23 protein-coding genes, 1 tRNA gene and 3 rRNA genes are annotated in these 25,900 nt (G+C 56.4%); 6 read left to right on the top strand and 21 right to left on the bottom strand.

Annotated elements, in window-relative coordinates; all coding sequences use genetic code 11:
- Nucleotides 1-92: 92 nt before the first annotated feature.
- The 5 genes from xerC to lptM are packed head-to-tail and all read right to left on the bottom strand — an operon-like array spanning nucleotide 93 to nucleotide 3,901.
- Complete coding sequence (gene xerC / locus G364_RS0108135) at nucleotides 93-1,007, bottom strand: tyrosine recombinase XerC (protein WP_019934649.1); 915 nt, start codon at nucleotides 1,005-1,007, stop codon at nucleotides 93-95.
- Nucleotides 994-1,677, bottom strand: coding sequence for a DUF484 family protein (locus tag G364_RS0108130; RefSeq protein WP_019934648.1), 684 nt, complete (start codon nucleotides 1,675-1,677; stop codon nucleotides 994-996). The genes xerC and G364_RS0108130 overlap by 14 nt, the downstream gene beginning before the upstream one ends.
- The gene (gene dapF / locus G364_RS0108125) at nucleotides 1,674-2,507 is read right to left on the bottom strand and encodes a diaminopimelate epimerase (RefSeq protein WP_083928710.1); all 834 of its coding nucleotides are present in this window, start codon (nucleotides 2,505-2,507) and stop codon (nucleotides 1,674-1,676) included. Before dapF ends, G364_RS0108130 begins: the two co-directional genes overlap by 4 nt.
- 3 nt (nucleotides 2,508-2,510) lie before the next feature.
- Nucleotides 2,511-3,767 carry a diaminopimelate decarboxylase gene (lysA, locus tag G364_RS0108120; protein WP_019934646.1) on the bottom strand — a complete coding sequence of 419 codons (1,257 nt, stop codon included), beginning with the start codon at nucleotides 3,765-3,767 and terminating at the stop codon, nucleotides 2,511-2,513.
- An 11-nt stretch (nucleotides 3,768-3,778) separates the two neighbouring features.
- A complete protein-coding gene (lptM, locus tag G364_RS17295; protein ID WP_019934645.1) occupies nucleotides 3,779-3,901 on the bottom strand; it encodes an LPS translocon maturation chaperone LptM in 123 nt (40 codons plus the stop codon).
- A 72-nt stretch (nucleotides 3,902-3,973) separates the two neighbouring features.
- Between lptM and cyaY the strand changes: the two genes are divergently transcribed.
- Nucleotides 3,974-4,285: an iron donor protein CyaY gene (cyaY, locus tag G364_RS0108110; protein WP_019934644.1), complete on the top strand. Its 312-nt coding sequence runs from the start codon at nucleotides 3,974-3,976 to the stop codon at nucleotides 4,283-4,285.
- Between the two features lie 42 nt (nucleotides 4,286-4,327).
- Here cyaY and G364_RS0108105 read toward each other — a convergent pair whose 3' ends face one another.
- On the bottom strand, nucleotides 4,328-6,856 hold the full coding sequence (locus G364_RS0108105) for a class I adenylate cyclase (protein ID WP_026344780.1): 2,529 nt from the start codon (nucleotides 6,854-6,856) through the stop codon (nucleotides 4,328-4,330).
- Nucleotides 6,857-7,052: 196 nt separating this feature from the next.
- Between G364_RS0108105 and hemC the strand changes: the two genes are divergently transcribed.
- The 4 genes from hemC to G364_RS0108085 are packed head-to-tail and all read left to right on the top strand — an operon-like array spanning nucleotide 7,053 to nucleotide 11,040.
- Nucleotides 7,053-7,982 carry a hydroxymethylbilane synthase gene (gene hemC / locus G364_RS0108100; RefSeq protein WP_019934642.1) on the top strand — a complete coding sequence of 310 codons (930 nt, stop codon included), beginning with the start codon at nucleotides 7,053-7,055 and terminating at the stop codon, nucleotides 7,980-7,982.
- Entirely contained in the window at nucleotides 7,979-8,710 is a 732-nt protein-coding gene (locus G364_RS0108095) for a uroporphyrinogen-III synthase (protein WP_019934641.1), read from the top strand. Before hemC ends, G364_RS0108095 begins: the two co-directional genes overlap by 4 nt.
- Nucleotides 8,711-8,721: 11 nt before the next feature.
- On the top strand, nucleotides 8,722-9,852 hold the full coding sequence (locus G364_RS0108090) for a uroporphyrinogen-III C-methyltransferase (RefSeq protein WP_019934640.1): 1,131 nt from the start codon (nucleotides 8,722-8,724) through the stop codon (nucleotides 9,850-9,852).
- A gap of 9 nt (nucleotides 9,853-9,861) precedes the next feature.
- Nucleotides 9,862-11,040, top strand: coding sequence for a heme biosynthesis HemY N-terminal domain-containing protein (locus tag G364_RS0108085; protein ID WP_019934639.1), 1,179 nt, complete (start codon nucleotides 9,862-9,864; stop codon nucleotides 11,038-11,040).
- Between the two features lie 348 nt (nucleotides 11,041-11,388).
- Here G364_RS0108085 and G364_RS0108080 read toward each other — a convergent pair whose 3' ends face one another.
- From G364_RS0108080 to ilvG, 7 genes are all read right to left on the bottom strand, one after another.
- Nucleotides 11,389-12,258 (bottom strand): NAD(P)-dependent oxidoreductase, encoded by an 870-nt coding sequence (locus G364_RS0108080; RefSeq protein WP_019934638.1) that lies wholly within the window; start codon nucleotides 12,256-12,258, stop codon nucleotides 11,389-11,391.
- A complete protein-coding gene (locus tag G364_RS0108075) occupies nucleotides 12,255-13,097 on the bottom strand; it encodes an urea transporter (protein ID WP_019934637.1) in 843 nt (280 codons plus the stop codon). The genes G364_RS0108080 and G364_RS0108075 overlap by 4 nt, the downstream gene beginning before the upstream one ends.
- A 213-nt stretch (nucleotides 13,098-13,310) precedes the next feature.
- The gene (ilvA, locus tag G364_RS0108070; RefSeq protein WP_019934636.1) at nucleotides 13,311-14,867 is read right to left on the bottom strand and encodes a threonine ammonia-lyase, biosynthetic; all 1,557 of its coding nucleotides are present in this window, start codon (nucleotides 14,865-14,867) and stop codon (nucleotides 13,311-13,313) included.
- A gap of 3 nt (nucleotides 14,868-14,870) precedes the next feature.
- Nucleotides 14,871-16,721 (bottom strand): dihydroxy-acid dehydratase, encoded by a 1,851-nt coding sequence (ilvD, locus tag G364_RS0108065; RefSeq protein ID WP_019934635.1) that lies wholly within the window; start codon nucleotides 16,719-16,721, stop codon nucleotides 14,871-14,873.
- A 67-nt stretch (nucleotides 16,722-16,788) separates the two neighbouring features.
- A complete protein-coding gene (locus G364_RS0108060) occupies nucleotides 16,789-17,712 on the bottom strand; it encodes a branched-chain amino acid transaminase (protein ID WP_019934634.1) in 924 nt (307 codons plus the stop codon).
- Nucleotides 17,713-17,723: 11 nt separating this feature from the next.
- Entirely contained in the window at nucleotides 17,724-17,984 is a 261-nt protein-coding gene (gene ilvM, locus G364_RS0108055; protein WP_019934633.1) for an acetolactate synthase 2 small subunit, read from the bottom strand.
- Complete coding sequence (gene ilvG / locus G364_RS0108050; RefSeq protein WP_019934632.1) at nucleotides 17,981-19,630, bottom strand: acetolactate synthase 2 catalytic subunit; 1,650 nt, start codon at nucleotides 19,628-19,630, stop codon at nucleotides 17,981-17,983. Before ilvG ends, ilvM begins: the two co-directional genes overlap by 4 nt.
- Nucleotides 19,631-20,015: 385 nt before the next feature.
- On the opposite strand from ilvG, the gene G364_RS0108045 reads away from it, so the two are divergent.
- The gene (locus G364_RS0108045) at nucleotides 20,016-21,527 is read left to right on the top strand and encodes a YifB family Mg chelatase-like AAA ATPase (RefSeq protein ID WP_019934631.1); all 1,512 of its coding nucleotides are present in this window, start codon (nucleotides 20,016-20,018) and stop codon (nucleotides 21,525-21,527) included.
- Nucleotides 21,528-21,584: 57 nt separating this feature from the next.
- On the opposite strand, the gene G364_RS0108040 is transcribed toward G364_RS0108045, so the two are convergent.
- The 8 genes from G364_RS0108040 to G364_RS0108005 all read right to left on the bottom strand — a co-directional run.
- The gene (locus tag G364_RS0108040) at nucleotides 21,585-22,187 is read right to left on the bottom strand and encodes a thiol:disulfide interchange protein DsbA/DsbL (RefSeq protein ID WP_019934630.1); all 603 of its coding nucleotides are present in this window, start codon (nucleotides 22,185-22,187) and stop codon (nucleotides 21,585-21,587) included.
- A gap of 41 nt (nucleotides 22,188-22,228) precedes the next feature.
- Complete coding sequence (locus tag G364_RS0108035; protein WP_019934629.1) at nucleotides 22,229-23,197, bottom strand: serine/threonine protein kinase; 969 nt, start codon at nucleotides 23,195-23,197, stop codon at nucleotides 22,229-22,231.
- A 59-nt stretch (nucleotides 23,198-23,256) separates the two neighbouring features.
- Entirely contained in the window at nucleotides 23,257-24,675 is a 1,419-nt protein-coding gene (ccoG, locus tag G364_RS0108030) for a cytochrome c oxidase accessory protein CcoG (RefSeq protein WP_019934628.1), read from the bottom strand.
- A gap of 129 nt (nucleotides 24,676-24,804) precedes the next feature.
- Nucleotides 24,805-25,218, bottom strand: a complete 414-nt coding sequence (gene cueR, locus G364_RS0108025; protein WP_019934627.1) for a Cu(I)-responsive transcriptional regulator — start codon at nucleotides 25,216-25,218, stop codon at nucleotides 24,805-24,807.
- Between the two features lie 124 nt (nucleotides 25,219-25,342).
- Nucleotides 25,343-25,457 (bottom strand): 5S ribosomal RNA (gene rrf, locus G364_RS0108020).
- 7 nt (nucleotides 25,458-25,464) lie between these two features.
- A tRNA-Thr gene (locus G364_RS0108015) sits at nucleotides 25,465-25,540 on the bottom strand.
- A 10-nt stretch (nucleotides 25,541-25,550) separates the two neighbouring features.
- Nucleotides 25,551-25,665, bottom strand: a 5S ribosomal RNA gene (gene rrf / locus G364_RS0108010).
- Nucleotides 25,666-25,751: 86 nt separating this feature from the next.
- Nucleotides 25,752-25,900: ribosomal RNA gene (locus G364_RS0108005) — 23S ribosomal RNA — on the bottom strand; the annotation flags it as partial.

Here is a 25,900-nt window from a genome sequence, read left to right as displayed (position 1 = left end):
ATGGCGCAGCGGAGCCCCCATGGAGGGGTTCACGGCGTGCCGGAGAAGCAGTGCCCTTTGACCGACGTGATTGCACGGACTTAATGGCCGCCTTACTCCTCATCCTTACGACGTTTGGCGCGCGGGTGGGCCTGGTCGTAGGCATTGGCCAGATGCTGAAAGTCGAGATGGGTGTAAATCTGGGTGGTGGCCAGATCGGCGTGGCCCAGCAGCTCCTGCACCGCGCGCAGGTCGCCGCTGGACTCCAGCATGTGGGTGGCAAAGGAGTGGCGCAGCTTGTGGGGGTGCACATGACCGGCCAGTGCCTGTTGCTGACCCCGTTTGGCCAGGCGCAGCTGCACACTGCGGTGGGTAATGCGCCGGCGCTGCTTGCTGACAAACAAGGCCGGCTCATCGGGGCCGGCCAGCTCGGGGCGTACCGTCAGCCATTTTTGCAGCCAGTCCAGCGCCATGCGCCCCACCGGCAGAATGCGCTCCTTGTTGCCCTTGCCCGTGACTCTGACCTGACGTTCGGCAAACTGCACATCATTCAGATTAAGATCCACCAGCTCCGCCAGTCGCAGACCGGAAGAATACATCAGCTCCATGATGGCTCTGTCCCGCACCGCCAGCGCATCGGACTCGTCCAGGTTCATCAGCTGATGCAGTTCATCCACATCCAGGTTTTTGGGCAGGGGCCGGCCCTGCTTGGGCGCACTCACGCCCTTGGCGGGATTGGCCACCAGCCGGCCATTCAGCACCAGCCAGTCGCAAAAACTGCGCAGGGCGCTGAGTTTGGCGGCAATGGAACGGGGCGACAGCCCCTGTTTGTGCATGCGGGTGGCCAGCCCCCGGGCATGGGCCACCGACAGTTCGCCCCAGCCGGCAAGATGCAGCTCGGTCAGCTGCTCACTGATGGCAGTAAGGTGCCGGCGGTAGTTGTCCAGAGTGTGCGGGCTGAGCTGACGCTCCACCCGCAAATAATCGAGAAAGTCATCAATGGCTGAAGCCAGTTCAGGCGTGGCCATGTTCCACCATGCGCGGCAGCAGCAGCGCCAGAAAGCCGGCCAGCTGGCGAATAATCAGGGTATCCATGCCCGAGCGGTAGTGACTGCTGTCGGCACTGCCAAAGGCCAGCAGGCCCATTTCGCCCTGCTGACCAATGCGGATCAGGGCGCAGGAATTGACCAGAGAATCACCAAACAGCCGCTGTTTTTCTTCCCGGCCCAGCCGGCCCAGATACACGTCCTGCCCTGCCATGCGCTCGCGATAGAGCTTTTCCAGCTGCTCGCCGGGCCGGGCTTTGGGCAGATTGCACCAGCGGGCATCCGGCACCAGCCGCACCGCCGTAACACGAAGCCGCTCCCGCAAAGCATGGGCAATGCGCTGCTCCAGCTCCGCTGGGGTGCGGCAGTCAAACAGGCGAGGATACATATCGAGGTAAACGCGAAAAATACGCTCGTTCTCGCCCGCCACCGACATCAGCTGAGTGATTTCTTCTTCCAGCTGATGAATACGCTGGCGCTGGCGCTCCATACGGGCTTCCACCAGCGACACACTGCCCCGCTGCTCGTGGGGCAGCCGCAGCTGCTCAAGCAGGCCGGGGTGGCGCACAAAAAAGTCCGGCTGGCTGGCCAGGTAATCGGCAATGTGGCTTTCATCGAGCCCCGCCTCGGCCAGGGCGCTTTTATCGGTCATAGGGAGATCTGTCCGTCAAACACATGAGTGGCCGGGCCTGTCATGAATACCGGCTTGCCCGGGCCCTGCCAGGCGATGGTAAGGCTGCCGCCGGGCAGCGCTACCTTTACCCGCTCCGACAACTTGCCCCAGCTCATGCCCATGACCGCCGCAGCACAGGCACCGGTGCCGCAGGCCAGGGTTTCGCCGGCACCGCGCTCGTGTACCCTGAGCTTGATTTCACGGGCGTTGATAACTTGCATAAAGCCCACGTTCACCCGGGCCGGAAAGCGCTCGTGGTTTTCCAGCACGGGCCCCAGGGTGGCTACCTGATCGGTGTTGATATCATCCACTTCCACCACGCAGTGGGGGTTGCCCATGGACACGGCACCACAGAGCACAGTTTGGTCCTGGGCGCGCACCAGATAGGTTTTTTCCGCCTTCTGGGCCTTGAACGGAATATTGGCCGGATCAAACTCGGGAACCCCCATATTGACGGTGACCTGATTGTCCTTTTCCAGCTGCAGCACTATGTTGCCCTTTTGCGTGCTGACGGCAATGCGATCCTTGTTGGTCAGGCCCTTGAGCCGCACAAAACGGGCAAAGCAGCGGGCACCGTTGCCGCACTGCTCCACTTCGGAGCCATCGGCATTAAAGATGCGGTAGTGAAAGTCGAGCTCGGGATCATAGGGCGGTTCCACCAGCAGCAGCTGATCAAAACCCACCCCAAAATTGCGATCCGCCAGCTGGCGGATCACGTCAGGATTGAAAAAGACTTTCTGGGTGACGCCGTCCACCACCATAAAGTCGTTGCCCAGCCCCTGCATTTTGGAGAAATGAAGCGTGCTCATGGTTCAGGCCTCGGGCAGCAGGTGCTCGCCCCGCCACAAGTCCGCCAGCTGCTCGCGCTCACGCACCACAAAGGCCTGTTCACCGTCTACCATCACTTCAGCGGCCCGGGGGCGGCTGTTGTAGTTGGAGGCCATCACAAAGCCGTAGGCACCGGCAGAGCGTACCGCCAGCAGATCCCCTTCGGTAATGGCCAGTTCGCGGTCTTTACCGATAAAGTCACCGGTCTCGCAGATGGGACCAACGATGTCATACACCGCAGACTGACGCTCCAGAGTGCTGTCTACCGGAATAATGGCCTGCCAGGCGCTGTAAAGTGCGGGCCGGATCAGGTCGTTCATGGCCGCATCCACAATGGCGAAGTTCTTGGCTTCACCGGGCTTGAGGTGCTCCACTCTGGTCAGCAGCACACCGGCGTTGGCGGCAATGGCCCGGCCTGGCTCAAATACCAGGGTCAGATTGCGGCCCTGCAGGCGATTTTTCAGCTCTTCGGCGTAATGGCGCGGCTCCGGCGGCGTTTCGTTGTCGTAACGCACGCCCAGACCACCGCCCACATCCAGATGTTTAATGTGAATGCCGTCTTCGGCGAGATCGTCAATCAGCACCAGCAGCTTGTCGACCGCCTCCAGAAAAGGCGACAGCTCGGTCAGCTGAGAGCCGATATGGCAGTCTACGCCGTGAATATCGAGGTGACTCATGGCCGCGGCCTGGCGGTAGATATTCCGCGCCTGTTCGATGGGAATGCCGAACTTGTTTTCCTTCAGGCCGGTGGAAATATAGGGATGAGTGCCGGCGTCGATATCCGGATTTACCCGAATGGACACAGGGGCCTTTACCCCCATGGCAGCAGCCACACCGTTAATGCGCGCCAGCTCGGCTACCGACTCCACGTTAAAGCAGAAGATGCCTTTTTCCAGACCCAGACGAATTTCGTCTTCGCGCTTGCCCACCCCGGAAAACACCACTTTTTTCGGATCGCCGCCGGCGGCAATAACCCGGCTCAGCTCGCCACCGGAGACAATATCAAAGCCCGATCCCAGCCGCGCCAGCACATTCAGCACCGCCAGGTTGGAGTTAGCCTTCACTGCATAGCACACCAGATGATCCACCTCGCCGGCGGCCTGATCAAAGGCGTTCCAGTGGCGCTCCAGAGTAGCGCGGGAATACACATAAAGCGGCGTGCCGTATTGCTCGGCCAGACGGGTGAGATCGCAGGCTTCACCGTAAAGGCGGCCATCATCCTGATAATTGAAATAATCCAAGGTTGTTTCCTTTACGACTGCTCAACCTGAGTGGGCTGCTGCTCGGTTTCGGGCAGGGTCAGCGGGCCTTTAAGGCCACATGCCGACAGGCCCAGAACCAGCGCAACCAGTGCGGTCAGCTTGAATTTGTTCATCGTATGACTGTGAATATGGTTCAGGGCTCTTATAATCGCATTCACATTCTCAAAAGCAATAGGAAGCGGGCAATGAACGACAGTGAATTTCATGCTCTGGCGGATGCCATTTATGAGCATATTGAGGCACGTATTGATGAAAGCGGTGAAGACATTGAATGTGAAACCGTGGGCGGCGTCATGAACCTGACCTTTGAGAACGGCGTCCAGTTTGTCATTAACCGGCAGGAGCCGCTGCATCAGATCTGGCTGGCCACCCGGGAAAACGGCCACCACTTTGCCCTGCAGGGCGACCAGTGGATAGATAACCGTCAGGGCCATGAGCTGCTGAGCTGGCTGACCCTGCAGGCCAAACGTCAGGGTGACGTCGAACTGCCGCTGTAACAGAATCAATATAGCGCGGGCAGCAGTGGGGTTGCTGGTATCTCAGACCGGATCCGCCGGCAGCGGGTCCCGGTCGTCCTTGCTGGTGCGAAAGGTCAGCACCCGCACCTCGCCGTCGGTGCGCACAATTTCATAATACTGGGGCAGGTTAAAGTGACTAAAATGACTTTGCCCCTCTTTCTGCTCCTGATTGGCGGTGTAGAGCCGGTTAATACTCTGCACCAGCTCGTCTTTGCTGCCTGCCACCTGATGATAGACCTCGGTGCGGTTGGCCTCGTCAAGTATGTACAGGTTGTAGCCCTCGCCGCTGCTTTCAAAGAAAAACTGCACCAGGCCTTCACTGGCATAGGCATCCACTACCTCGGGCACCGGCTGACGCTGATGCTGGTCCAGCCGCAGGGCATAGCTCAGTGCATTATTTCCCTGAGCATTCCCCTTGGTTGCGGGCACGCTGGTACGCTCTGGTTCCATGCGTTTCACACTCACACCCCGGCGCTCAAAGAAAATACCAAACTGCTCCAGCCCCAATTGTAACCGCTTGAGCCGATGACCGTTCACCGGACCCAGCCGTAATTCAATGCACTCCTGCACCAGCTGTTCAAAACGGGTGCGCAGCAAACTGCGCAAATGCCGGCTGTAGCAATACACATTCAGGGTTTCCGGCGGACTGGCACCCTGATGCATCTTGCCCAGCATGGCAGTCAGCGAGTCCACCACGGCGGTACTGCCGCCAAAATGCAGCGTACGCACCTCATCCCAGGAGTTGCGGTAAATAATATCTACTGAGCCCGCCAGGTTTTCCTGCTGACGGCCAAAACTGAAAGGGTTACTGGTGCTGGCACCAAATTCCAGGGTTCTGTCCCGCCGGTGGGCAGTAGGATCTTCTTCCAGATTAAGGAAGATAGCCAGGTGGCGCACTTCACAGGGCCGGCTCAGCGCCAGATTGCTCGGCTCCGGCAGCCGTGCCGGAAACAGAGCCGCCAGATCACGGCTGAACTCCTGCAAATGCTGCAGATTCAGATCCGTACTCTGATTAAACAGGTGCCACCGGCTTTGCTCTGTCAGCAAACCGTTAAAATGCGCCCAGGCTACCAGCTTGCTGGCATAGTCGCTGTGCTCTATGGCACTGCGGCCCAGAATATCGGCGGGGTTAAGGCCATATTTATATAAATACCAGCCGGCCTGATTGACCCGGCCCTGAGGCACCTGCACCAGACTGATATCGGGTTCGCTCAAATCCGGCGCAATACGCAGGTTAATCAGCTGTACCTTGCCCGGCAGGTTTTCAAAGGCAGCATAGAGCTTGCGCGACAAAATGCCGATATCTTCCGGGTTAATGGACTCACTGATGTTATTGCGCCGGGCAAACTGGATCAGACTGCGATAGCTCTGCATCAGGGCTTCCAGCAGTTCGCCGTAGGCAGCCTTGACCTCTTCTACCTTCCAGTTGGCCCTGTTATCGAGTCTGGCCAGTTTTTCTGCCGGCCAGCCCCACAAACCAATTAACCGGTCCATGATCTGTTGCCGCCAGGCCAGAGACTCATCGTTTTCCTGCTCCGGCATCAGGGCTTCCGACACTTTCAGATAAAAACAGCGACGCACCAGATCCAGGCGCTTTTCATCCCCGATGGATTTCAGATAATCGGTCACTTTTTCCAGCATCAGCACATAGTGATCCTGGGTTTCATCGAGTGTTTCAGCAGTCTGAAAGACCCCCTTCAGCTGACGGCATAACAGCTGAGTGTCGGGATATTCATGGGAATAGGCTTCCATCAGTACGGTTTTCAGCACCGCCTTGTAGGGGGAGTCGATGCTTTTGTAGAGCTGCCACAGCGCCGAGCCAAAATATTCTTCTGCAGGAATGCGCGCAAATCCGCCCAGGTCCAGCCACTCATCGTGGTTAAGGGTACCGCTGGCAAACTGCTCCGCCACAAACTGATCATAGCCGGGCCCCAGCTTGCCGGGGGCAAACATCCACACCAGCCGTTTGCCGGCAATGCGCAGGTGGCTGCGGTAAAACTCATCCAGCAGCAGCAGATGCTGAGCGCTGCCGCAGCTCTCCCCTTGTACCGACTGCTGATTGTCGGTGCGAAACTTGTTATCGGGAATGAGAAAAAAGTTCAGCTCAACTCCCCGCTGATCGGCCCATTTGGAGATCAACAGGCACTTCTGCTGCAACAAGGCGGCCCGGGCCGGTGCCAGCGTGTGCGCATGACACACCCAGATATCCAGATCGGAGCGATGGCCCTGACCGATGGAAGAGGTGCTGCCCATGGAATAGAGACCTAGAATGTCACATTCGTGCTGCTCCAGGCCCTGATGTTCGTGGGCGGCACGGCACAGCTCCTCAATAAACTCCCGCTGACAGTCATTGGGCACAAACTGACAAATGCCTGCAGGCACGTCACCGGGAACATAGCCCGGCAACAAAGCATGATGGTAGTGTAGCAATAAGGGCAACAGTTCAAATACCTGCTGGCCCTGACGATTCATCACCGCCGAGGCTCGCGTCAGCTTCTGCTGATTAAATTGCTCACACCGTTCAACGAGCTGATGAAAATTAGCGTGCAAAAGGTTCTGGCCTTCGTTGGACCGACATATAACCCGACACGGGTCAAAAGTGTGATCATGGTAACAATTAGTCAGTAAATGAACAATAACCGGCAAGACAGAGTCATGGCCCGCCGTTTAACCTTTGCTCTTTGCCTGAAACGCTCAGACAACAGTGATAACATCGGGCGCAATACTCACAAACAACGAGAGTTTTATGGCTAATCGCATCATTCGTATCGCCACCCGTAAAAGCCTGTTGGCTTTGTGGCAGGCTCATTATGTAAAGGAACGCCTGGAATCACTGCACAGCGACGTCACCGTTGAACTGGTCCCCATGACCACCAAAGGAGATGTGCTGCTCGATACTCCGCTGTCCAAAATTGGCGGCAAGGGGCTCTTTATCAAGGAGCTGGAGCAGGCCATGCTCGATGGCCGGGCCGATATTGCCGTGCACTCCATGAAAGACGTACCGGTGGAGTTTCCCGAAGGACTGGGTCTGACGGTGATTTGCGAACGCGAAGATCCGCGGGATGCCTTTGTGTCCAACCATTATCAAACCCTGGCTGAGCTGCCTGCCGGTGCCGTTGTGGGCACCGCCAGTCTGCGCCGGGAGTGCCAGATCCGCGCCCGCTATCCGCACCTGGAAGTAAAAACCCTGCGCGGCAACGTGCAGACCCGGCTGCGTAAGCTGGATGACGGCGAGTATGATGCCATTATTCTGGCAGCAGCCGGCCTCAAGCGACTGGAACTGGACGACCGTATTGCCGGCTTGCTGAGCCCGGAAGACAGCCTGCCTGCCAACGGTCAGGGTGCCGTCGGCATCGAGTGCCGCCTGGACGATGCCGAGTTGCTGGAGCTGCTGGCACCGCTCAATGACCGCGACACTCAGCTGCGGGTAGAAGCAGAGCGAGCCATGAACCATGGCCTGCAAGGGGGTTGCCAGGTGCCTATCGGATCTTATGCCCTGCTGGAAGGCGATCAGCTCTGGCTGCGGGGTCTGGTCGGCCGCCCCGATGGTACCAAAGTACTCTATGATGAGATTCGCGGCCCCGCCGAACAGGGCCGGACTCTGGGTGCCGAGCTTGCCAAACGTTTGCTGGCCGCCGGTGCTGATCAAATTCTGGCCGAGGTCTATTCGTCGTGATCCCGCTGGTGGTCCGGCCCGAGCCGCAAAACCACAGCTTGTGCGAGGCACTGCGCCGGGCCGGCCATCAGCCGGTGGCCACCCCGCTGCTGACCTTTGAATCCGGTGCTGAACTGAGCCGGGTGCCGGCGTTGCTTAGCGAGCTTGGCAGCAAGGATTATGTGATAGCGGTCAGCGTACAAGCGGTTAATTTCGCTGATAATGCACTGAAAAGTCAGAGTTCGGGCTGGCCTGACGTCACCTATGTGGCTGTGGGTGAGGCTACCGGTAGGGCGTTTGCTGCCGCAGGTATAACCAATGCGCTGGTGCCCGACGATCCGCGTTCGGAAGGGATGATAAGTCTGCCCGAGCTGCAGCATCCCGATGGCTGCCGAGTCCTGATCCTGCGCGGCGATGGCGGTCGCCACATGATGGCCCCTGGTCTGGCAGCACGGGGGGCACAGGTCAGCTATTGTGAAGTGTATCGCCGCTGTTATCGCCAGGACACTGACGGAACTCTGGTGCAACGCTGGCAGCAGCAGGGCGTGGACAGTATTATCATCACCAGTGGTGGCCTGCTACAGCATCTGTTTATGCTTGCTGAGCACACTGCAAAAAACTGGCTGCTGAGCCGCATATTGATAGTGCCCAGCATTCGCGTGGTTGAGCAGGCGAAACAATTGGGCTTTACCCACATCATCAATGCAAAAGGTGCATCCAACACGGCGTTGATCGGCGCACTTGGATGAGAGGAAAAGGAATGACTGACAAAAAACAAGAGCAACAGGACGACAAACTGGTCGCTGATACCACACCGGCGTCCTCCTCTGCCGAGTCTAACCACGAAGACACCACTCAGACCGGGCAGTCCGGCAACACCCAGGCGGAGCAAGCGGCCAAAGAAAAACAGCCTTCATCGGGTAAAGGTCTGGCCACCGTTGCCATCGTGCTGGCAGTGGTACTGACCGGCGGCCTTTACTGGCACGGTCATCAGCAGGGTGAAAACCAGGCCGCACAGCTGGCTGCCATGGAAAGTCGCCTGGCCGAGCAACAAGCCACCATCAGCTCACTGAAAAGCCAGCAGAGCTCAGCCCTGAATGAAATTGAACGTGCTCAGAGCAGCGTGACCGAGCAGGTGGAAGGTCTGTCCCGCAAGGTGCTGGATCTGGATACCAAGCGCCCCAATGACTGGATGCTGGCAGAAGCCGAATATCTGGTGCGCATGGCCGGCCGCAAACTGTGGCTGGAACAGGACGCCGTGTCTGCCGCCATGATGCTGGCCAATGCCGACGAGCGCCTGGCCGCTGTCAATGATCCCACTCTGGTACCGATACGAAAAGCACTGGCCGATGATATTGCCAGCATCAAATCGGTGAAAAAAGTCGACCGCGAAGGTCTGGTCATCAAGCTGAACAGCATTAACGATCAGGTCGACAAGCTCAAGCTGGCCGGCATTATTATGGCGCGGGCCGAAGAGCCCGATCTGACGCTGTCAGAGTCTGTAGATGACTGGCAGGAAAACCTGAAAAAGAGCTGGGCCAGCTTCAGCGAAAACTTTGTTACCGTCCGCCGCCGTGACGGTAATGTGGAAGCCCTGCTCTCTCCTCAGCAACACTGGTATCTGAGTGAAAACCTCAAGGGCAAGTTGCTGCAGGCGCAGCTGGCAGTCTATCGCGAGCAGCAGGAAATTTACGACAGTGCTCTGGCCCAGTCCGAGCAGTGGCTGACCGACTATTTTGCCGACGACAGCGTGCGCCAGTTTATGCTGGAGCAGATTGGCCAGCTCAAGGGCCAGCAGATAAGCGTAGATTACCCCGAGCAGTTTGCCGCTCAGGAGCGTCTGCAGCAGCTGCTGGATGACCGGCTGCAACGCCTGCTCACCGGCCTTTAAGGAGGACTTATGATACGTCTTGCTGTTATTGTTGCCTTTCTGGCGGCCGGCTTGATCTATGGTCCTGCCTTTATGGGCAAGCAGGGTTATGTACTGTTCAGCCTGGGCCATTACACCATTGAAACCACCGTCACCGTATTTTTGGTGGCGGCAGTGCTGTTTTATGTGCTGCTGCTGTTTATTGAATGGCTGCTGGGCCGTATTTTTGGCATCAGCCACCGCACCAAGGGCTGGTTTATGGGCCGCCGCCGCCGCAAGGCCCTGAACTATACCCAGAGCGGCATGCAGGCACTGGTGGCGGAAGATTACGCCAATGCTGAAAAAATGCTGCTAAAAGGTACCAAGGGCAACGAGCTGGCGCTGCTTAACTACCTGAATGCAGCCAGTGCTGCTCAGGCTCAGGGTAATGACCAAAAGCGCGATGACTATCTGCAACAGGCCCGCGAGCAGCACCCCGCTGCCGGCCTGGCGGTGGGCATTACTCAGGCCCGGCTGCAATATCAGCAGGGCGAGTTTGAGCAGGCCCTGGCCGGTGTGCAGGAGCTGGAAAGCACTTATGGTCAGCAGCCGGCGCTGCTCAAACTGCAAAAAGATGTATATGTGGCTACCGGCCAGTGGCAGTCCCTGCTCGGTATTCTGGATGCTCTGGCCAACAAGAACCTGATTGACGCAGAAGAAAAAGAAGCGTTGCGTCATCAGTCCTGGCTGGGCCGTTTTGATCAGGCCGCTCACGATGAAGGCAGCAATGGCCTTATCAAGGTGTGGCAGGCACTGCCACGTAAAGACAAATACAATCCTGAGCTGCTGCTGCCCCTGTGTGACCGGCTTATCAGCCTCAAGGCCCACAAGGAAGCTCAGCAGCTGCTGCTGGAAGGTCTCGACAAGAAAACCGATGCCGGCCTGCTGCTGTGCGCGACTCATCTGCAACTTAGCGACTATCACCCGCTGCTTGCCGCGCTGGAAAAGAAAGCCAAAAAGGAAAACCTGCCTGAGCTGCATTCCGCCCTTGGCCGCCTTTATATCAAGGCCGGTAAAGATGAACAGGCCGAGCCGCACCTGCAGCAGGCAGTGGCACAAAAGCCCGATGCACAGGACTATATACTGCTGGCTGAGCTGGCAGAAAAGCGCAAGGATCTGACCCAGGCCAATGACTACTACAAACACAGCCTGGCACTGCAAACAGCCTGAGCCAGTGTTATAAACGCAAAAAGAGGAGCTTCGGCTCCTCTTTTTTGATCGTGCACTTTCGTCGGGCAAAGGGCACTGCTTCTTCGGCACGCCGTGAACCCATCCATAGGGGCTCCGCTGCGCCATCCGTGGCGCAGAGGGCACGACGAAGCAGACACCCTTTGCCCTCCTGATCACGAACTGAATTGTCTATCAGTGACCAGCTAACGGAACCGATATTTCAGGAAGCAGCAGCAGGGTTTGCCGGAACCGACCGTCAAATGCCAAGGACGGCATTTGCCGAGCGTCCCAAGGATGGGCTTGGAGCGTGTCGGTGGAGGCAACCCTGCTGTTGCTTCACATTGCGGATCAGACGTCTTTATACAACTTGATCAGGGTTGCCGGGTCCCGCTCCAGAAAGCCCTTGCTGCCGTGCTGGCGCATCAGCTGGGCGGCCAGCCCGGACATGGGGGTAGCACTGCCGGCGCGCAGGCTTTGAGCTACTGCCATATCCAGATCTTTAAGCAAAGTGCGCACATGCCACTTGGGATCAGGATCGGATTCTTCCGCCATCAGGGGGCCGGTAATCTGCATGGGTTTGGAGTCGGCAAAACCACCGGCCAGGGCAGTGGGGATCTGCTCGGCATCCACGCCGCAGGCCTTGGCCAGCGCCATCATTTCTGCCAGCACCATCAGGTTACAGCCCACTATCATCTGGTTGCACACCTTGGTGACCTGGCCGGCACCCACGCCGCCCATACGGGTTACCCGCTGGGACAGCGGTGCCAGCACCGGGCGAATGCGCTCAATATCAGCTTCTTCGCCGCCACACATAATGGCCAGGGTGCCTGCCTCGGCACCGGCCACGCCGCCGGACACCGGTGAGTCAACCCAGCTCATGCCGCAGGCGTCTTGCAACCGCCTGGCATAGTCTTTGGTGGCCTCGGGATCGGAGCTGGAAAAGTCCACCAGCAGCTGGCCGGCCCGGCCATGCTCAGCCACGCCGCCCTCGCCAAACACCACGGCTTCCACCACAGCAGTATTGGCCAGACACAACATCACTACATCTACCCGCTCGGTCAGCTCACCAATTCTGGCAGCCACGTTGGCACCGGCGGCAGCCACCTCGGTCAGCTTGTCAGCACTGCGGTTCCATACAGTGACATCATGGCCGGCAGCCAGCAGCCGCTGAGTCATGGGGTTGCCCATCAGACCAATGCCGATAAATCCCAGTTTCATACCTTCTCCCTGTTTGTGGAATTTGCGCACCGGTAATAACACAGGCCTTTCTGCAATGCCAGGCACAGCCAGCAGCTGAGCACAAAAGGCATGGTCAGCATGGGCAGGCCAAGCTTGAGCATGACGGCGGTCATCAACCCGGCCAGAGCCGGTGCCAGCAGCATCCAGATTTGTTTGTGGCCACCCCAGAACATGGCAATGGCGGCCAGTACACCGTTATAACCGGTAAGGCCAAAGTTGATATAGTCCGGGTTCACCAGCAACAGCAGTGCTGCACCACTGGACACCATGGCACCCACAAAGGCCCAGCCCAGCATCTCTATGCCAACCAGTAACAGAGCGACACAAATTAATACCGCCGGCACCGTATCTGGCAGAAAGATCACCTGGCCAATGGCCGACAGTGAAAAGTTGTAACCCTGCGGTACTTCATCGGCCACCCGCTGCCCCACAAAATACAGCCAGGGCAGTACCACCAGGTTAAACGGCAGCGTATACCAGGGAATGGCGGCCAGCCGGCGCAGCCGGTAATACAGCCAGGCTGAAACCATGCCACCCAGTGCTGACATCATCAGCCAGAACGACGTGTGCTCGGCAAACAGGCCAAAGGCCAGCCCCACCAGGGCGGCGTTAAAGCCAAACAAGCCGTCGCGCCAGGCGTCCGGCTCCCACTTACAAACCAGCGCCAGCAAAGTGGCAGCCAGGGTCGCCAGCATCATGGTGGCGGCCATCCAGGGAGAAACCCAGAGCACACCCGCCACTATCAGCGCACCGGCAAGGCGGTTGTTTATAAAATATATCTGGCCGATGGCGGCCAGCAGAGAAGACAACAGCGCCACGAAAGACACTCCTGTACCAAAAGGGAAGAAAACAGAGACGGCGCGATTAAAACAGCTGAACGAAAACTGGTCAATAAATAATTGTAAACAGTTTTGTATTAAAGGTTATGAGGGTTTCAACAGAAAACCTCATTGTTAGTAAAATGTAAAAACAGCAGGCAGACAAACAAAAATGCCGGGAAAACCCCGGCATTAAAACAGAGCCTCAGCCTGTCAGCTGGCCAGAAAAAAGCGATAGGCGGGATCTTGAGTTACGTCGTACCAGGTGTAACCCAGCTCCGCCAGATGCTGCTCAAAAGATGCCATGTCGCTGTCGGGCAATTCAAAGCCGCACAGCACCCGGCCAAACTCGGCACCATGGTTACGATAATGGAACAGGCTGATGTTCCAGCGAGTGCCAAGGGTGTGCAAAAAGCGCATCAGGGCACCGGGCTGCTCAGGGAAACGAAAGCTGTACAGCCGCTCCTGCAGCGGCTTGGGCGTACGGCCACCGACCATATAGCGAACATGAGATTTGGCCAGATCATTGTCGGTCATATTGGCCACCGGATAACCGGCCTGCTCAAGCTCCGCCATGATCTGCGCCAGCTCCCGATCGCCGTCGGACAGCCGCACCGACACCAGCAATGCTGCCTTGTCGTCGGAAGAGTAACGGTAGTTGAACTCGGTCACCATGCGGTTGCCGAGCACCTCGCAGAACGCCAGAAACGAGCCTTTGCGCTCCGGAATCGTCACCGCCAGCACCCCTTCCCGCTTTTCTCCCAGCTCACATCGCTCGGACACATAACGCAGGGAATGGAAGTTGACGTTGGCACCACTCAGTACCGCCGCCATACGGGCATGAGAATAATCCCCGGCCTGGCTGTATTTCTTCAGACCTGCCAAAGACAATGCACCGGAAGGCTCGGCAATAGCGCGGGTATCTTCAAAGATATCCTTAAGGGCAGCACAGATCTCGTCGGTCGTAACCGTGATGACACCATCCAGAAATTCCCGGCACAGGCGAAAGGTCTCAGTGCCAATGCGCTTTACCGCCACGCCGTCGGCAAACAGGCTGACCCGGTCGAGAGTGACGATGTCACCGGCGTTGAGCGCCGCCTTGAGACAGGCGGAGCCCTCGGCTTCCACCCCTATCACCTTAACCTGGGGCAGCAACTGCTTGATGTATACCGCCACGCCGGCGGCCAGGCCGCCGCCGCCCACGGGCACAAACACATGGGTCAGGCGGGTATCCTGCTCCAGCAGCTCCCGGCCCACTGTGCCCTGACCGGCAATCACGTCTTCGTCATCAAAGGGCGGTATCAGGGTGGCACCGGTTTCCTGCATCAGCTCCAGACAACGGGCATAGGCTTCGTCGAAGTTGTTGCCGTGCAGCACTACCTTGCCGCCAAAGCGGCGCACCGACTCCACCTTGATGTCGGGGGTGACGGTGGGCATGACGATGGTCGCATCTATGCCCAGCTTGGCCGCCGACAGCGCCACCCCCTGAGCATGATTACCGGCAGAGGCAGCAATAACGCCGTGCTGCTGCTGCTCGGGGGTAAGCCCGGCAATTTTGTTGTAGGCACCCCGCAACTTGAAAGAATGCACCGGCTGCATGTCTTCCCGTTTGAGCGACACCGGGTGCCCCAGCCGCTCGGAAATCTTTTTGAGCGGGGTCAATGGTGTTACCCGGGCAGCCTCATACACCGGCGATAACAGAATGCGACGCAGATACTCGGTAGCCGAACGGGGCGTGCCTTTCTCTTCTTTCAATGCCGGTTGTGCCATGGATCAGCCTCCCAGTTTGCTGCGATCACGCACCGCGCCCTTGTCGGCGCTGGTAGCCAGCGACGCATAAGCGCGCAGGGCAAAAGAGACTTCCCGCTCACGATCTACCGGACGCCAGGCCTGTTCACCCTTGGCATCCATGGCTTCGCGGCGGGCCGCCAGCTCCTGCCCGGATACCGCCAGCTCGATTTTGCGGGCCGGAATGTCGATCTCGATAATATCGCCGGTCTGCACCAGACCAATGGTACCGCCGTTGGCTGCTTCCGGAGAAACGTGACCGATGGACAGACCGGAAGTACCGCCGGAGAAACGACCATCGGTGATCAGAGCGCACTGAGTACCCAGTCCCATGGACTTGAGGTAGGTGGTGGGATACAGCATTTCCTGCATGCCCGGGCCGCCTTTAGGACCTTCGTAGCGAATCACCACCACCTCACCGGCCTTCACTTCGCCGCCGAGAATGCCGGCCACAGCGGTGTCCTGGCTTTCATAAACCCGGGCCGGACCACGGAAGGTGAGGTTGTCGTCGGCCACGCCGGCGGTTTTGACGATACAGCCGTCAATGGCCAGGTTGCCGGCCAGCACGGCGAGACCGCCTTCCTGGCTGTAGGCGTTCTCAAAACTACGAATACAGCCCTCGGTACGGTCATCATCCAGGGTGTCCCAGCGGCAGTCCTGGCTGAAGGCCTTGGTGGTACGAATGCCTGCCGGGCCGGCGCGGAACATGGTTTTCACCGCTTCATTACCGGTCACCATGATGTCGTATTCGGCCAGCTGCTCCGCCAGGGTTATGCCCAGCACGGTATTCACATTGGTGTTGAGCAAATCTGCCCGGGCCAGCTCGGCCAGAATGCCCATCACACCGCCGGCACGGTGCACGTCTTCCATGTGATACTTCTGAGTGGACGGGGCTACCTTGCACAGCTGAGGTACCTTGCGCGACAGGGCGTCGATATCGTCCATGGTGAAGTCCGTTTCCGCTTCCTGAGCAGCGGCCAGCAGATGCAGCACAGTATTGGTGGAGCCACCCATGGCGATATCCAGCACCATGGCGTTTTCAAACGCGGCCTTGGTGGCGATATTGCGCGGCAGCACGCTGGCGTCGTCACCTTCGTAATAACGCTTGGTCAGCTCCACAATGCGGTTACCGGCGGTCTTGAACAGCTGCTCACGATCGGCGTGAGTGGCCAGCAGGGAGCCGTTACCGGGCTGAGACAGACCCAGCGCTTCGGTCAGGCAGTTCATGGAATTGGCGGTAAACATGCCGGAGCAGGAACCACAGGTAGGGCAGGCGCTGCGTTCAACCTGTTCGCTCTGGTCGTCAGAAACGGTGGGATCGGCCCCCTGAATCATGGCGTCCACCAGATCCAGCTTAATCAGCTGATCGGACAGCTTGGTCTTGCCCGCTTCCATGGGGCCACCAGAGACAAAGATCACCGGAATATTGATCCGCAGAGCGGCCATCAGCATGCCGGGAGTAATCTTGTCACAGTTGGAGATACACACCATGGCATCGGCGCAGTGGGCATTCACCATATATTCCACCGAATCGGCAATCAGCTCCCGGCTGGGCAGGGAATACAGCATGCCGCCATGACCCATGGCGATACCGTCATCCACCGCTATAGTGTTGAATTCCTTGGCCACACCGCCGGCGGCTTCAATTTCCCGGGCCACCAGCTGACCCATGTCTTTCAGGTGAACATGACCGGGTACAAACTGGGTGAAGGAGTTCACCACGGCGATAATCGGCTTGCCGAAATCATTCTCGGTCATGCCGGTGGCGCGCCACAGGGCGCGGGCGCCGGCCATATTACGACCGTGGGTGGTGGTGGCTGAACGATACCTTGGCATTCCTTTTACTCCTGATATTACTTGAGAACAACGGGACGTGACTGCGCCCCATCTCCATTAATTTGAATTAGTCTTTTACCGGGGTAAGCCAGCCCCATTTGTCCTGGGTAGTGCCGTCAAACAGGCCAAAAAACGCCTGCTGCAGCTCCTTGGTGATGGGGCCGCGTTTGCCTTCTCCCAGAGTGATACCGTCCACACTGCGTACCGGAGTCACTTCAGCGGCGGTGCCGGTCATGAACATTTCGTCAGCCAGATAGAGGGCCTCACGGGCAATGGCTTCTTCCCGCACTTCATAGCCGGCTTCCCGCGCCAGAGTCATCAGGGTATCACGGGTGATGCCCGGCAGTATGCAGGCGGTGACCGGCGGCGTGTAGAGCACACCGTTTTTGATAAGGAAGAGGTTTTCTCCGGCACCTTCACTGAGGTGGCCGTGTACGTCGAGGGAAATACCTTCGCTGTAGCCGTGGCGCTTGGCTTCACCGGAAATCAGCTGGGACGACAGATAGTTGCCCCCCGCCTTGGCACCGGTGGGCATGGTATTGGGGGCCAGCCGGTTCCATGAGGTCACGCACACGTCCACGCCGTTTTCCAGCCCTTCTTCACCCAGATAGGCACCCCAGGGAATGGCGGCGATGATCACATCACAGGGCACGTCCTTGGGAGCATTCAGCCCCATGCCTACGTTGCCGATAAACACCAGCGGGCGCAGATAGGCGCTGTCGAGATCATTGTCGGCTACCGCTGCCCGGCAGGCATCCATCAGCTCCGCTTTGGTATAAGGGACTTTCATACGATAAATTTTGGCGGAGTCGAACAGCCGCTGCACATGTTCTTCCAGCCGGAAAATCACCGGCCCTTTGGGCGTGTTGTAAGCGCGAATGCCTTCAAACACTGACGAACCATAGTGCAGAGCATGGGTCATTACATGCACCTGGGCTTGATCCCAGGGCACCATCTTGCCGTTGAACCAGATATAGTTGGCGGTAGACATTATTGTTTTCCTCAGGCCGTTTGTTTCAGCGGTTGCTCCATGCAGAATGCTTCTACACGGGTCACATTCATCAGCTTTTCAAGCTGATTGCTCAGCAGCTGAATAGGACGCTCACTGCTGACAGTGACTCTGATGTTCAGATTCTGACAATCGGCAGAGGTGGACATTTCCATGTCATCCACCCGAAAGCCACGGTGGCGGGTCATGCGCAGCACTCGCTCAAGCACTTCCGGACGAAACTGGGCTTCTATCTGCAAATTATGCTGGTTCATGCTTTTTTCTCCATCATCTGATCGTTGGCAACGCCCGGCGGCACCAGGGGCCAGACGTTCTCTTCCTCTGAAATCCGCACATGTAACAGATAGGCAGTGTCGGCCTGCAGCATGCGCGCGATGGCGGGCTGCACCTGCTCCTTGCGGGTTATGGTTTCGCCCGGAATGCCAAAGGCGGCAGCCATGGCCACAAAATCCGGGTTGTCGGTGAGAATGGTTTCACTGAAGCGGCCGTCAAAGAACAACTCCTGCCACTGGCGCACCATGCCCAGGCGCTGGTTGTCGAGCAGCACCATTTTTACCGGCAGCTGAGCACGCTTGAGGGTGCCCAGCTCCTGCACGTTCATCATGAAGGAGCCGTCGCCGGACACCAGTACCGACTCATGCCCGGGGCGGGCCAGCTTGGCACCGATGGCCGCAGGCAGGCCAAAACCCATGGTGCCCAGGCCGGCACTGCTGAGGTGGTTGCGCGGGCTGGTAAAGCGCATGTGCTGAGCCACCCACATCTGGTGCTGACCCACGTCACAGCTGACCATGGCGGTGTCTTCCAGGGCATCACTCAGTTGCTTGAGCATGAGCGGCGCATAGATAGCCTCACCCGGATGATCGTAACGCCACTGATGCTCGGCCTTGAGTGCCTTGCAGTGTTCGCGCCAGGGATCGATGGCCAGGCGCTCACCGGTAAGCAGCGGCAGTACTTCTTTCAGCTCGGCGTTAATACCCACCTGAGCCTGACGCACCTTGCCGAACTCGGCGGCGTCTTTATCCAGATGAATCACCTTGGCGTTAACCGCAAAGGCATCCAGCTTACCGGTCACTCTGTCATCAAAACGGGCACCGACTACAATCAGCAGATCACTCTGCTGAACAGCCAGATTGGCTGCTTTTGTTCCGTGCATGCCCAGCATGCCCAAAAACTGCTCGTGGTCGGGATTCAGCGTGCCAATTCCCTTTAGGGTGGTTACCGCCGGAATACCGCTTTGCTCGGCAAAAGCACGTAATTCTGCCTCGGCATGTCCCATGCCAACGCCACCACCAACGTAAAGGACCGGCTGGCGTGCTTCGGCCAGCATGGCCCTGGCTTTGGTCAGCGCAGCCTCATCAAGAGCGTTGGGGGCTGTGGTGCAGGGTATGGTGGGACGCGGCTCAACCAGGGCAACTTGTACGTTTTTGGGCACATCAATCAATACCGGACCTGGCCGGCCGGAACGGGCCACTTCAAAGGCTTCGGCGATGATATCGCCCAGATCTTCCACGTTTTCCACCAGATAGGAATGTTTGGTGCAGGACAGTGACATGCCCAGCACATCCACTTCCTGAAAGGCATCAGTACCGATCGCCGCCATGGGCACCTGACCGGTAATGGCTACTACCGGAATGGAGTCAAGCATGGCGTCGGCCAGACCAGTGATCAGGTTGGTGGCGCCGGGACCGGAGGTGGCCATGCACACACCTACCTGACCACTGGCTCTGGCATAGCCCACAGCGCCCAGGGCGGCGGCCTGCTCATGCCGGCACAGCAGATGCTCCACGCCGCCGTCATAGAGGGCATCATAGAGCGGCATGATGGCCCCGCCGGGATAGCCGAAGATCTGGGTTACCCCTTGTTGTTTCAGTGCCTGGACAATGTACTGTGAGCCATTCATGTGATTTTCTGTCCCTGTATTACTGGTTGCTGCCAAAGTTTTTATAAAAAAAAACCCCCGAGCTTGCTCGAGGGTTTGTGTTTTCTGCTGGCCGGTTATCGGCTTTCGTCAGTCCACAGTGCCCCGAGCGGAGATTTAATAATCACCACTAGGACCACAATAATGCTGACAAAACGCACGATGGAATTCATAAAACCAACCTAAAATAATTGCTGCTTGCCGAGGCTCTCGGCGCGTTAGGCCTATAGAACTAGCATAGTGTTCTACACTACACAAGACTTTATTGAATAAGGATCACAAAAAATGCTGATTAAAGCTTCGTCATAACCAGTTTAAAAAACCATACATTAATTCAAAGGCAAAATATAAAACCAAGGAATTTGCCATGTCTCTTGCGGTTGTGTTTGCCCGGGCCAGTTTGGGAGTATCCGCACCACTGGTTACGGTTGAAGCTCATTTGGCCAATGGTTTGCCGGCTTTCAACATAGTGGGCTTACCGGAAACCACGGTAAAGGAAGCCAGAGATCGTGTACGCAGTGCACTGATTAATGCTGGCTTTGAGTTCCCAGCCCGGCGTATTACCGTTAATCTGGCACCAGCAGACCTGCCCAAGGATGGTGGCCGTTTTGATCTGCCTATCGCCATGGCCATTCTCGCGGCCTCGGAGCAAATTCCCGATTCTTCCCTCGATGGTCTGGAATTTCTTGGTGAACTGGCACTGACCGGTGAATTACGTGGTATCAAGGGTGTCTTGCCTGCCGTACTGGCCGCCAGAGACAGTGACAGAAGACTGATCATTCCTGCAGCCAACGGTCCCGAAGCCGGCCTGCTTACTCCATGCCCAGCTTTGCTGGCAGGGCATCTGCTTAACATTACCGCCTGGCTGCAGCAGGAGGGAGAGCTAGTACATCCCGAGCCGGTTATCTGTACCGAACATGCCGGCAATACCTGTTTAAGTGATGTGATCGGCCAGGAAACAGGCAAACGGGCGCTGGAAATTGCTGCCGCCGGTGAGCACAACCTGTTATTTTTGGGGCCACCCGGCACCGGTAAAAGCATGCTTGCCAGCCGGTTATCAGATTTACTGCCCCCCATGACAGAAGCCGAGGCGCTGGAAGCCGCCGCTGTTCGCTCCATCAGTGGTCAGCCACTGGATCCTGAACGCTGGCGGCAGCGGCCGTTTCGTCAGCCTCATCATTCTTCTTCAGCTGCAGCCCTGGTAGGCGGAGGCAGTTACCCAAAACCGGGAGAGATCTCTCTGGCCCACCATGGCGTGCTGTTTCTTGATGAGCTGACCGAGTTTGAACGCCGGGTGCTGGATGCGCTGCGCGAGCCATTGGAAACCGGCAATATCAGTATTTCCCGGGCTGCTCACAGTGTCACTTTTCCTGCTCGTTTTCAGTTGATTGGTGCCATGAATCCCAGCCCCTGCGGCCATTATCAGGACGGGCTGAGCCGCAGCTCACCGGAGCAGATTTTGCGCTATCTCGGCAAAATCTCCGGCCCCTTTGTTGATCGCTTTGATCTGTCGGTAGAGCTCCCTCTGCTGCCACCCGGAGAGCTGAGCCGGCCCCGGCAAAAGTCAGAACGCTCAGCCAAGGTACGAGCTCGCGTGCTGGCGGCCCGAGAGCGGCAACAGCAAAGAGCGGGCAAACCCAATGCACGCCTGAGTGCCGCTGAACTGGACAAGCTGTGCCCATTAGCGGCCAGTGATGCAGAATTTCTGGAACAGGCACTGCAACACATGAAGCTGTCTATTCGCGCATGGCATAAGCTCATCAGGGTTGCCCGCACCATTGCCGATTTGGCCGGTGATAGCCATATTGGTCGAGAACACCTGATGGAAGCGCTGGGCTATCGTGCCATGGATCGGTTACTGACAAGACTTCGTCAGTAACCTCTGGTACAAAAACGGCCGGTAATAACCGGCCGCCGTTACTGAGTGATGGCAGTATCAGTCAGCGGAGAGCAGATATTCAACAACCCGGTAAAACCTGTCTTCCGAGCCAATCTCACTCATATTCAGCTGGTATTTGCCACGCACAATTAAGGTGGGAGTACCTCGAATATTAAACTGTTCCGTCTGCCGGTCGTATTTAGCAATCATGCCATTCAGGGCAAAGCTGTTAATAACACCGTCAAAATCCTTGGCATCTACGCCATTGGCCACGAATACCTCTTTTACATCATTGATGGAGCCGGGCACTTTTTTCTGGCGATGAATACGATCGAACATCACAGGAGTCAGCTTATCTTCCACCTTAAGCAGCTTGGCAGCTCCATAGGCACGCTGTAATACCGGTCCCAGTTCCTTTCCGAGAAAGCCTACTGGTACTTTATTTATTTCAGCTTCAGGTACCCGCTCTTCCAGTTGCTGCATCAATGGCTGAAAACTATAGCAGTGAGGACAGATATAAGAGAAAAACTCTGTCACTTCCCGCTTACTACTGGCGATTTCACTGACCACTGTGTACTCGACCCCTTCCTTAAATTCGGAAGCAGCCTGGGTCACGGGCACAAAAAACATGGCAATAAAGGCAAAAATCAACTTTTTCATCAGGTAGTCCTGTTTATGTCAGACAGCTTAAAATTAAGTAATCAGTCCCACAAGGTCAAGGATAATGGCGGAGCCGTGAGACTTTCCGCTTGTTCATTAAGAGCTGTGATTTGCTGCTGCCAGTACTCTTCAGTATTAAACCAGGGAAAGGCTGCCGGAAATGCCGGGTCGCTCCAGCGTAACGCCAGCCAGGCCATATAATTAACCATACGCAACCCCCGTAGCGGCTCTATCAGGGCAAGTTCTGCAGATTTAAATGAACGTACTGTTTCATAACCGGCGAGCAGGGTGTCAAGCTGTAACAATTGCTCTTGTCTGTCCCCACTCAGCATCATCCATAAATCCTGCACTGCCGGGCCACGCCGGCAGTCATCAAAATCCAGCAGCCAAGGGCCGTTATTCCATAGCAAATTGCCGGCATGGCAGTCACCGTGCAGCCCTGTCAGCTCTTTGGGCTGATAATACTCAATAATTCCGCGGCCAAGAGACGTCAGCGCATCAAAGAAGCGATGCTGAAGGCGAGCAGGAATCACCGCATGCCGCTCCAGTATGTTGCGGGCTTTTGATAACTCTGCCTCTGGTGCGATACCAGGCCGCAGGCTTAAGGAATGGCTTTCTCCCACCAAATGCAGGCGAGCCAGCTGCTCTCCCAGGGCTTCCAGCTGATCCAGGCTATCCTGTTCAAAGGCACGGGCCGGTACCGACTTCCATACCGAAAACAAAAGACCACCAAACTCAAACAGGCACACTCCATTCCGTTGCAGCGGCTCTGCCACCTGAACACCTTGCGCTGCAGCGGCAGTAACAAAGTCGAGTTCCTGCTCAATCTGCTCACGGCTCCAGCGTTCAGGCCGATAGAACTTGGCCACCAGAATACCGTCGTTTTCCGACTGAAAACGATAAACCCGATTTTCATAACTGTTCAGTGCCATCAGGCCACGATCCACATAAATGCCTGCGCTCGCCAGCGCTTCATCTATTACATCCGGGGTCAGTTGGTAATAATCCATAATACTCCCATAAAAAAAGCCGCAGACCTGCTGCGGCTTACTCTAGCATGCATAAATCATCAGAACTCGTTAAAGAACTTACTCTCGGTGCGCACAGATGATTTGCTGTCACTTTCATCAGCATTTTTGCGACTCATCACAAAGGTAATGTCTCTCACCGGTGCGTCGAGCAGATAAGGGTCAACAGACAGGCTGACTGGCAGGCTCATCACTTCACCGCCTTCAATACTGACTTCAGTCGGGCCAATCCAGTCAATCTCGTCCATGCCTTCCACGCTAAGCTGATAAGTAGCAGGCTCAAGTGTCTTGTTGAGCAGTTTGAGCGTATAGGTGTTTTCAATCAGCCCTTCCGACGTTTCACGGTAAAGCTGATTTCGGTCACGAATCACTTCCAGCCCCATGGGCATGATGCGGGTAGCCATAAACGCAAAGGCAGAAAGCATGATAAGCATAACAACGCCGTAGCCAATCAGCTTGGGCCTGGCTACATGAGTTTCTTTATGCTTAAGCTTATGCTCTGTGGTGTAGCTGATAAGACCCGGCTCATAGCCCATCCGCTCCATGGTCTGATCACAAGCATCGATACAGGCACCACAGTTGATACATTCATATTGCAGGCCATCACGAATATCGATACCCGACGGACATACCTGCACACACATATCACAATCAATGCAGTCTCCCAGGCCCAGCTCTTTAGGATCCTTCTTGCGTGGACGCGGGCCCCGGTTTTCGCCACGTTCAGCATCATAGCTGACAATAAAGGTGTCTTTATCAAACATGGCTGACTGAAAACGAGCATACGGGCACATATGAGTACACATAATGGTGCGCATAAAGCCCGCATTACCATAGGTACAAAAAGCAAAGAACAGCACCCAGAATCCTACCCAAAAGCTGGCGGAAAAGGTGAGCAGCCCCCATGCCAGCTCCTGAGCCGGCACAAAGTAGGCAATAAAGGTGAAACCAGTAAGCAGCGATACTGCCAGCCAGCCAGTGTGTTTGGCAGCCTTGCGCCAGATTTTGTTAAAGCTCCAGGGTGCCTTGTCGAGCTGACGACGTTTATTGGCGCTGCCTTCAAACTTTTCTTCAAACCAGATAAAGATAAAAGTCCATACCGTTTGCGGACACAGATAACCGCACCAGACCCGGCCAAGAAAAGTAGTCATAAAGAACAGACCGAAGGCAGCTATCATAAACAGCAACGCCAACAGAGTGAGATCCTGCGGCCATAGCGTAGTTCCAAAAATATGGAATCGCTGCTGCTCTACATCCAGCAATATTGCCTGACTGCCATTCCACTGAATCCAGGGTCCTACCAGGAACACCAGCATCAACAGCCAGCCCATCTGCTTGCGCACACGCTGCCATTTACCGGTTTGTGCCCTGACATAAATATGACCGTCATCAGCTGGTCGGTGAGAACGTTTTTTGGGAGTGACGTCTTTAACGTCAATTCTGCTTTTTTTATCAGTCATTGCTGCTCACATCGTTGCTTCAGTTGTTGTCTGGATCTGCCACAAGATGTAACCCCTTGTTAACATGCAGATAAAATGCTACTTATGGCGCATTTTGCGTCAAAAACGAAGGCTAAAAGGTGACCGGGATCACTTTTCTATTGAACGGACTTCCTTGTATCCATCCAGTGCTTCCATGATAGGGCATTCTGGTTGCTGATCTCCATGACATTGATCAGCCAAACAGCGTAAACCCTGCAGAAGTTGTTGCATCTGAGCAATCCGCTGTTCAAGTTCAGCGATTTTAGCCAAGGTCAGCGCTTTTACCTCTGCGCTGGTTCTGCATTCATTATCATGCAGTATCAACAGTTCCCGGCACTCATCAAGGTTAAAACCGGCTTCCCGGGCATTTTTGATAAAACGAATACGACGCAGCAGGCTGTCGTTATAACTGCGATAACCGTTATCTGCCCGTTCCGGTTCAGGAATAAGACCAATGGATTCATAATAGCGAAGGGTTTTGGCAGTCAGGCCGGTTAACCTGGCGACCTTGCTGATATTCATGGCTGGCTCCGCAGACACTAAACATGTTTCAACCATAACCTTTCCCCTTGGGTAAAGGTCAAGCCAATTATCAGCCATAACGAAAAAAGCCCGATACATCAGTATCGGGCTTTTCTAATAGAGTGTTTGACTGTGACCTACTTTCACATGGCAGCTGCCACACTATCATCGGCGCGGTTGCGTTTCACTTCTGAGTTCGGCAAGGGATCAGGTGGTACCACAACGCTATGGCAGTCAAACAAATTTTGGTGCTGATACCCGGATTTGAACTGGGGACCTCACCCTTACCAAGGGTGCGCTCTACCGACTGAGCTATATCAGCAAAATTGGGTGCCTGGCAGTGACCTACTTTCACATGGCAGCTGCCACACTATCATCGGCGCGGTTGCGTTTCACTCCTGAGTTCGGCATGGAATCAGGTGGTTCCACAACGCTATGGCCGCCAGGCATTAAACTTGAATTCGAAAAAAGCTGTTTTGATGAATCTGTTTTGTTCTCGAGACCGCAAGTCTCTCACACTTCTTGGGTGTTGTATGGTTAAGCCGCACGGGTCATTAGTACAGGTTAGCTGCACGCCTCACAGCGCTTCCACACCCTGCCTATCAACGTCCTGGTCTCGGACGGCCCTTTAGAGGTATCAAGTACCTAGGGATGACTCATCTCGAGGCTCGCTTCCCGCTTA

Origin of the sequence: Oceanimonas smirnovii ATCC BAA-899 (assembly GCF_000381965.1) — a bacterium.
Classification (GTDB): domain Bacteria; phylum Pseudomonadota; class Gammaproteobacteria; order Enterobacterales; family Aeromonadaceae; genus Oceanimonas; species Oceanimonas smirnovii.
The sequence above is the reverse complement of the archived record's forward strand: the minus strand, read 5'-3'. Positions and strand labels throughout refer to the sequence as shown.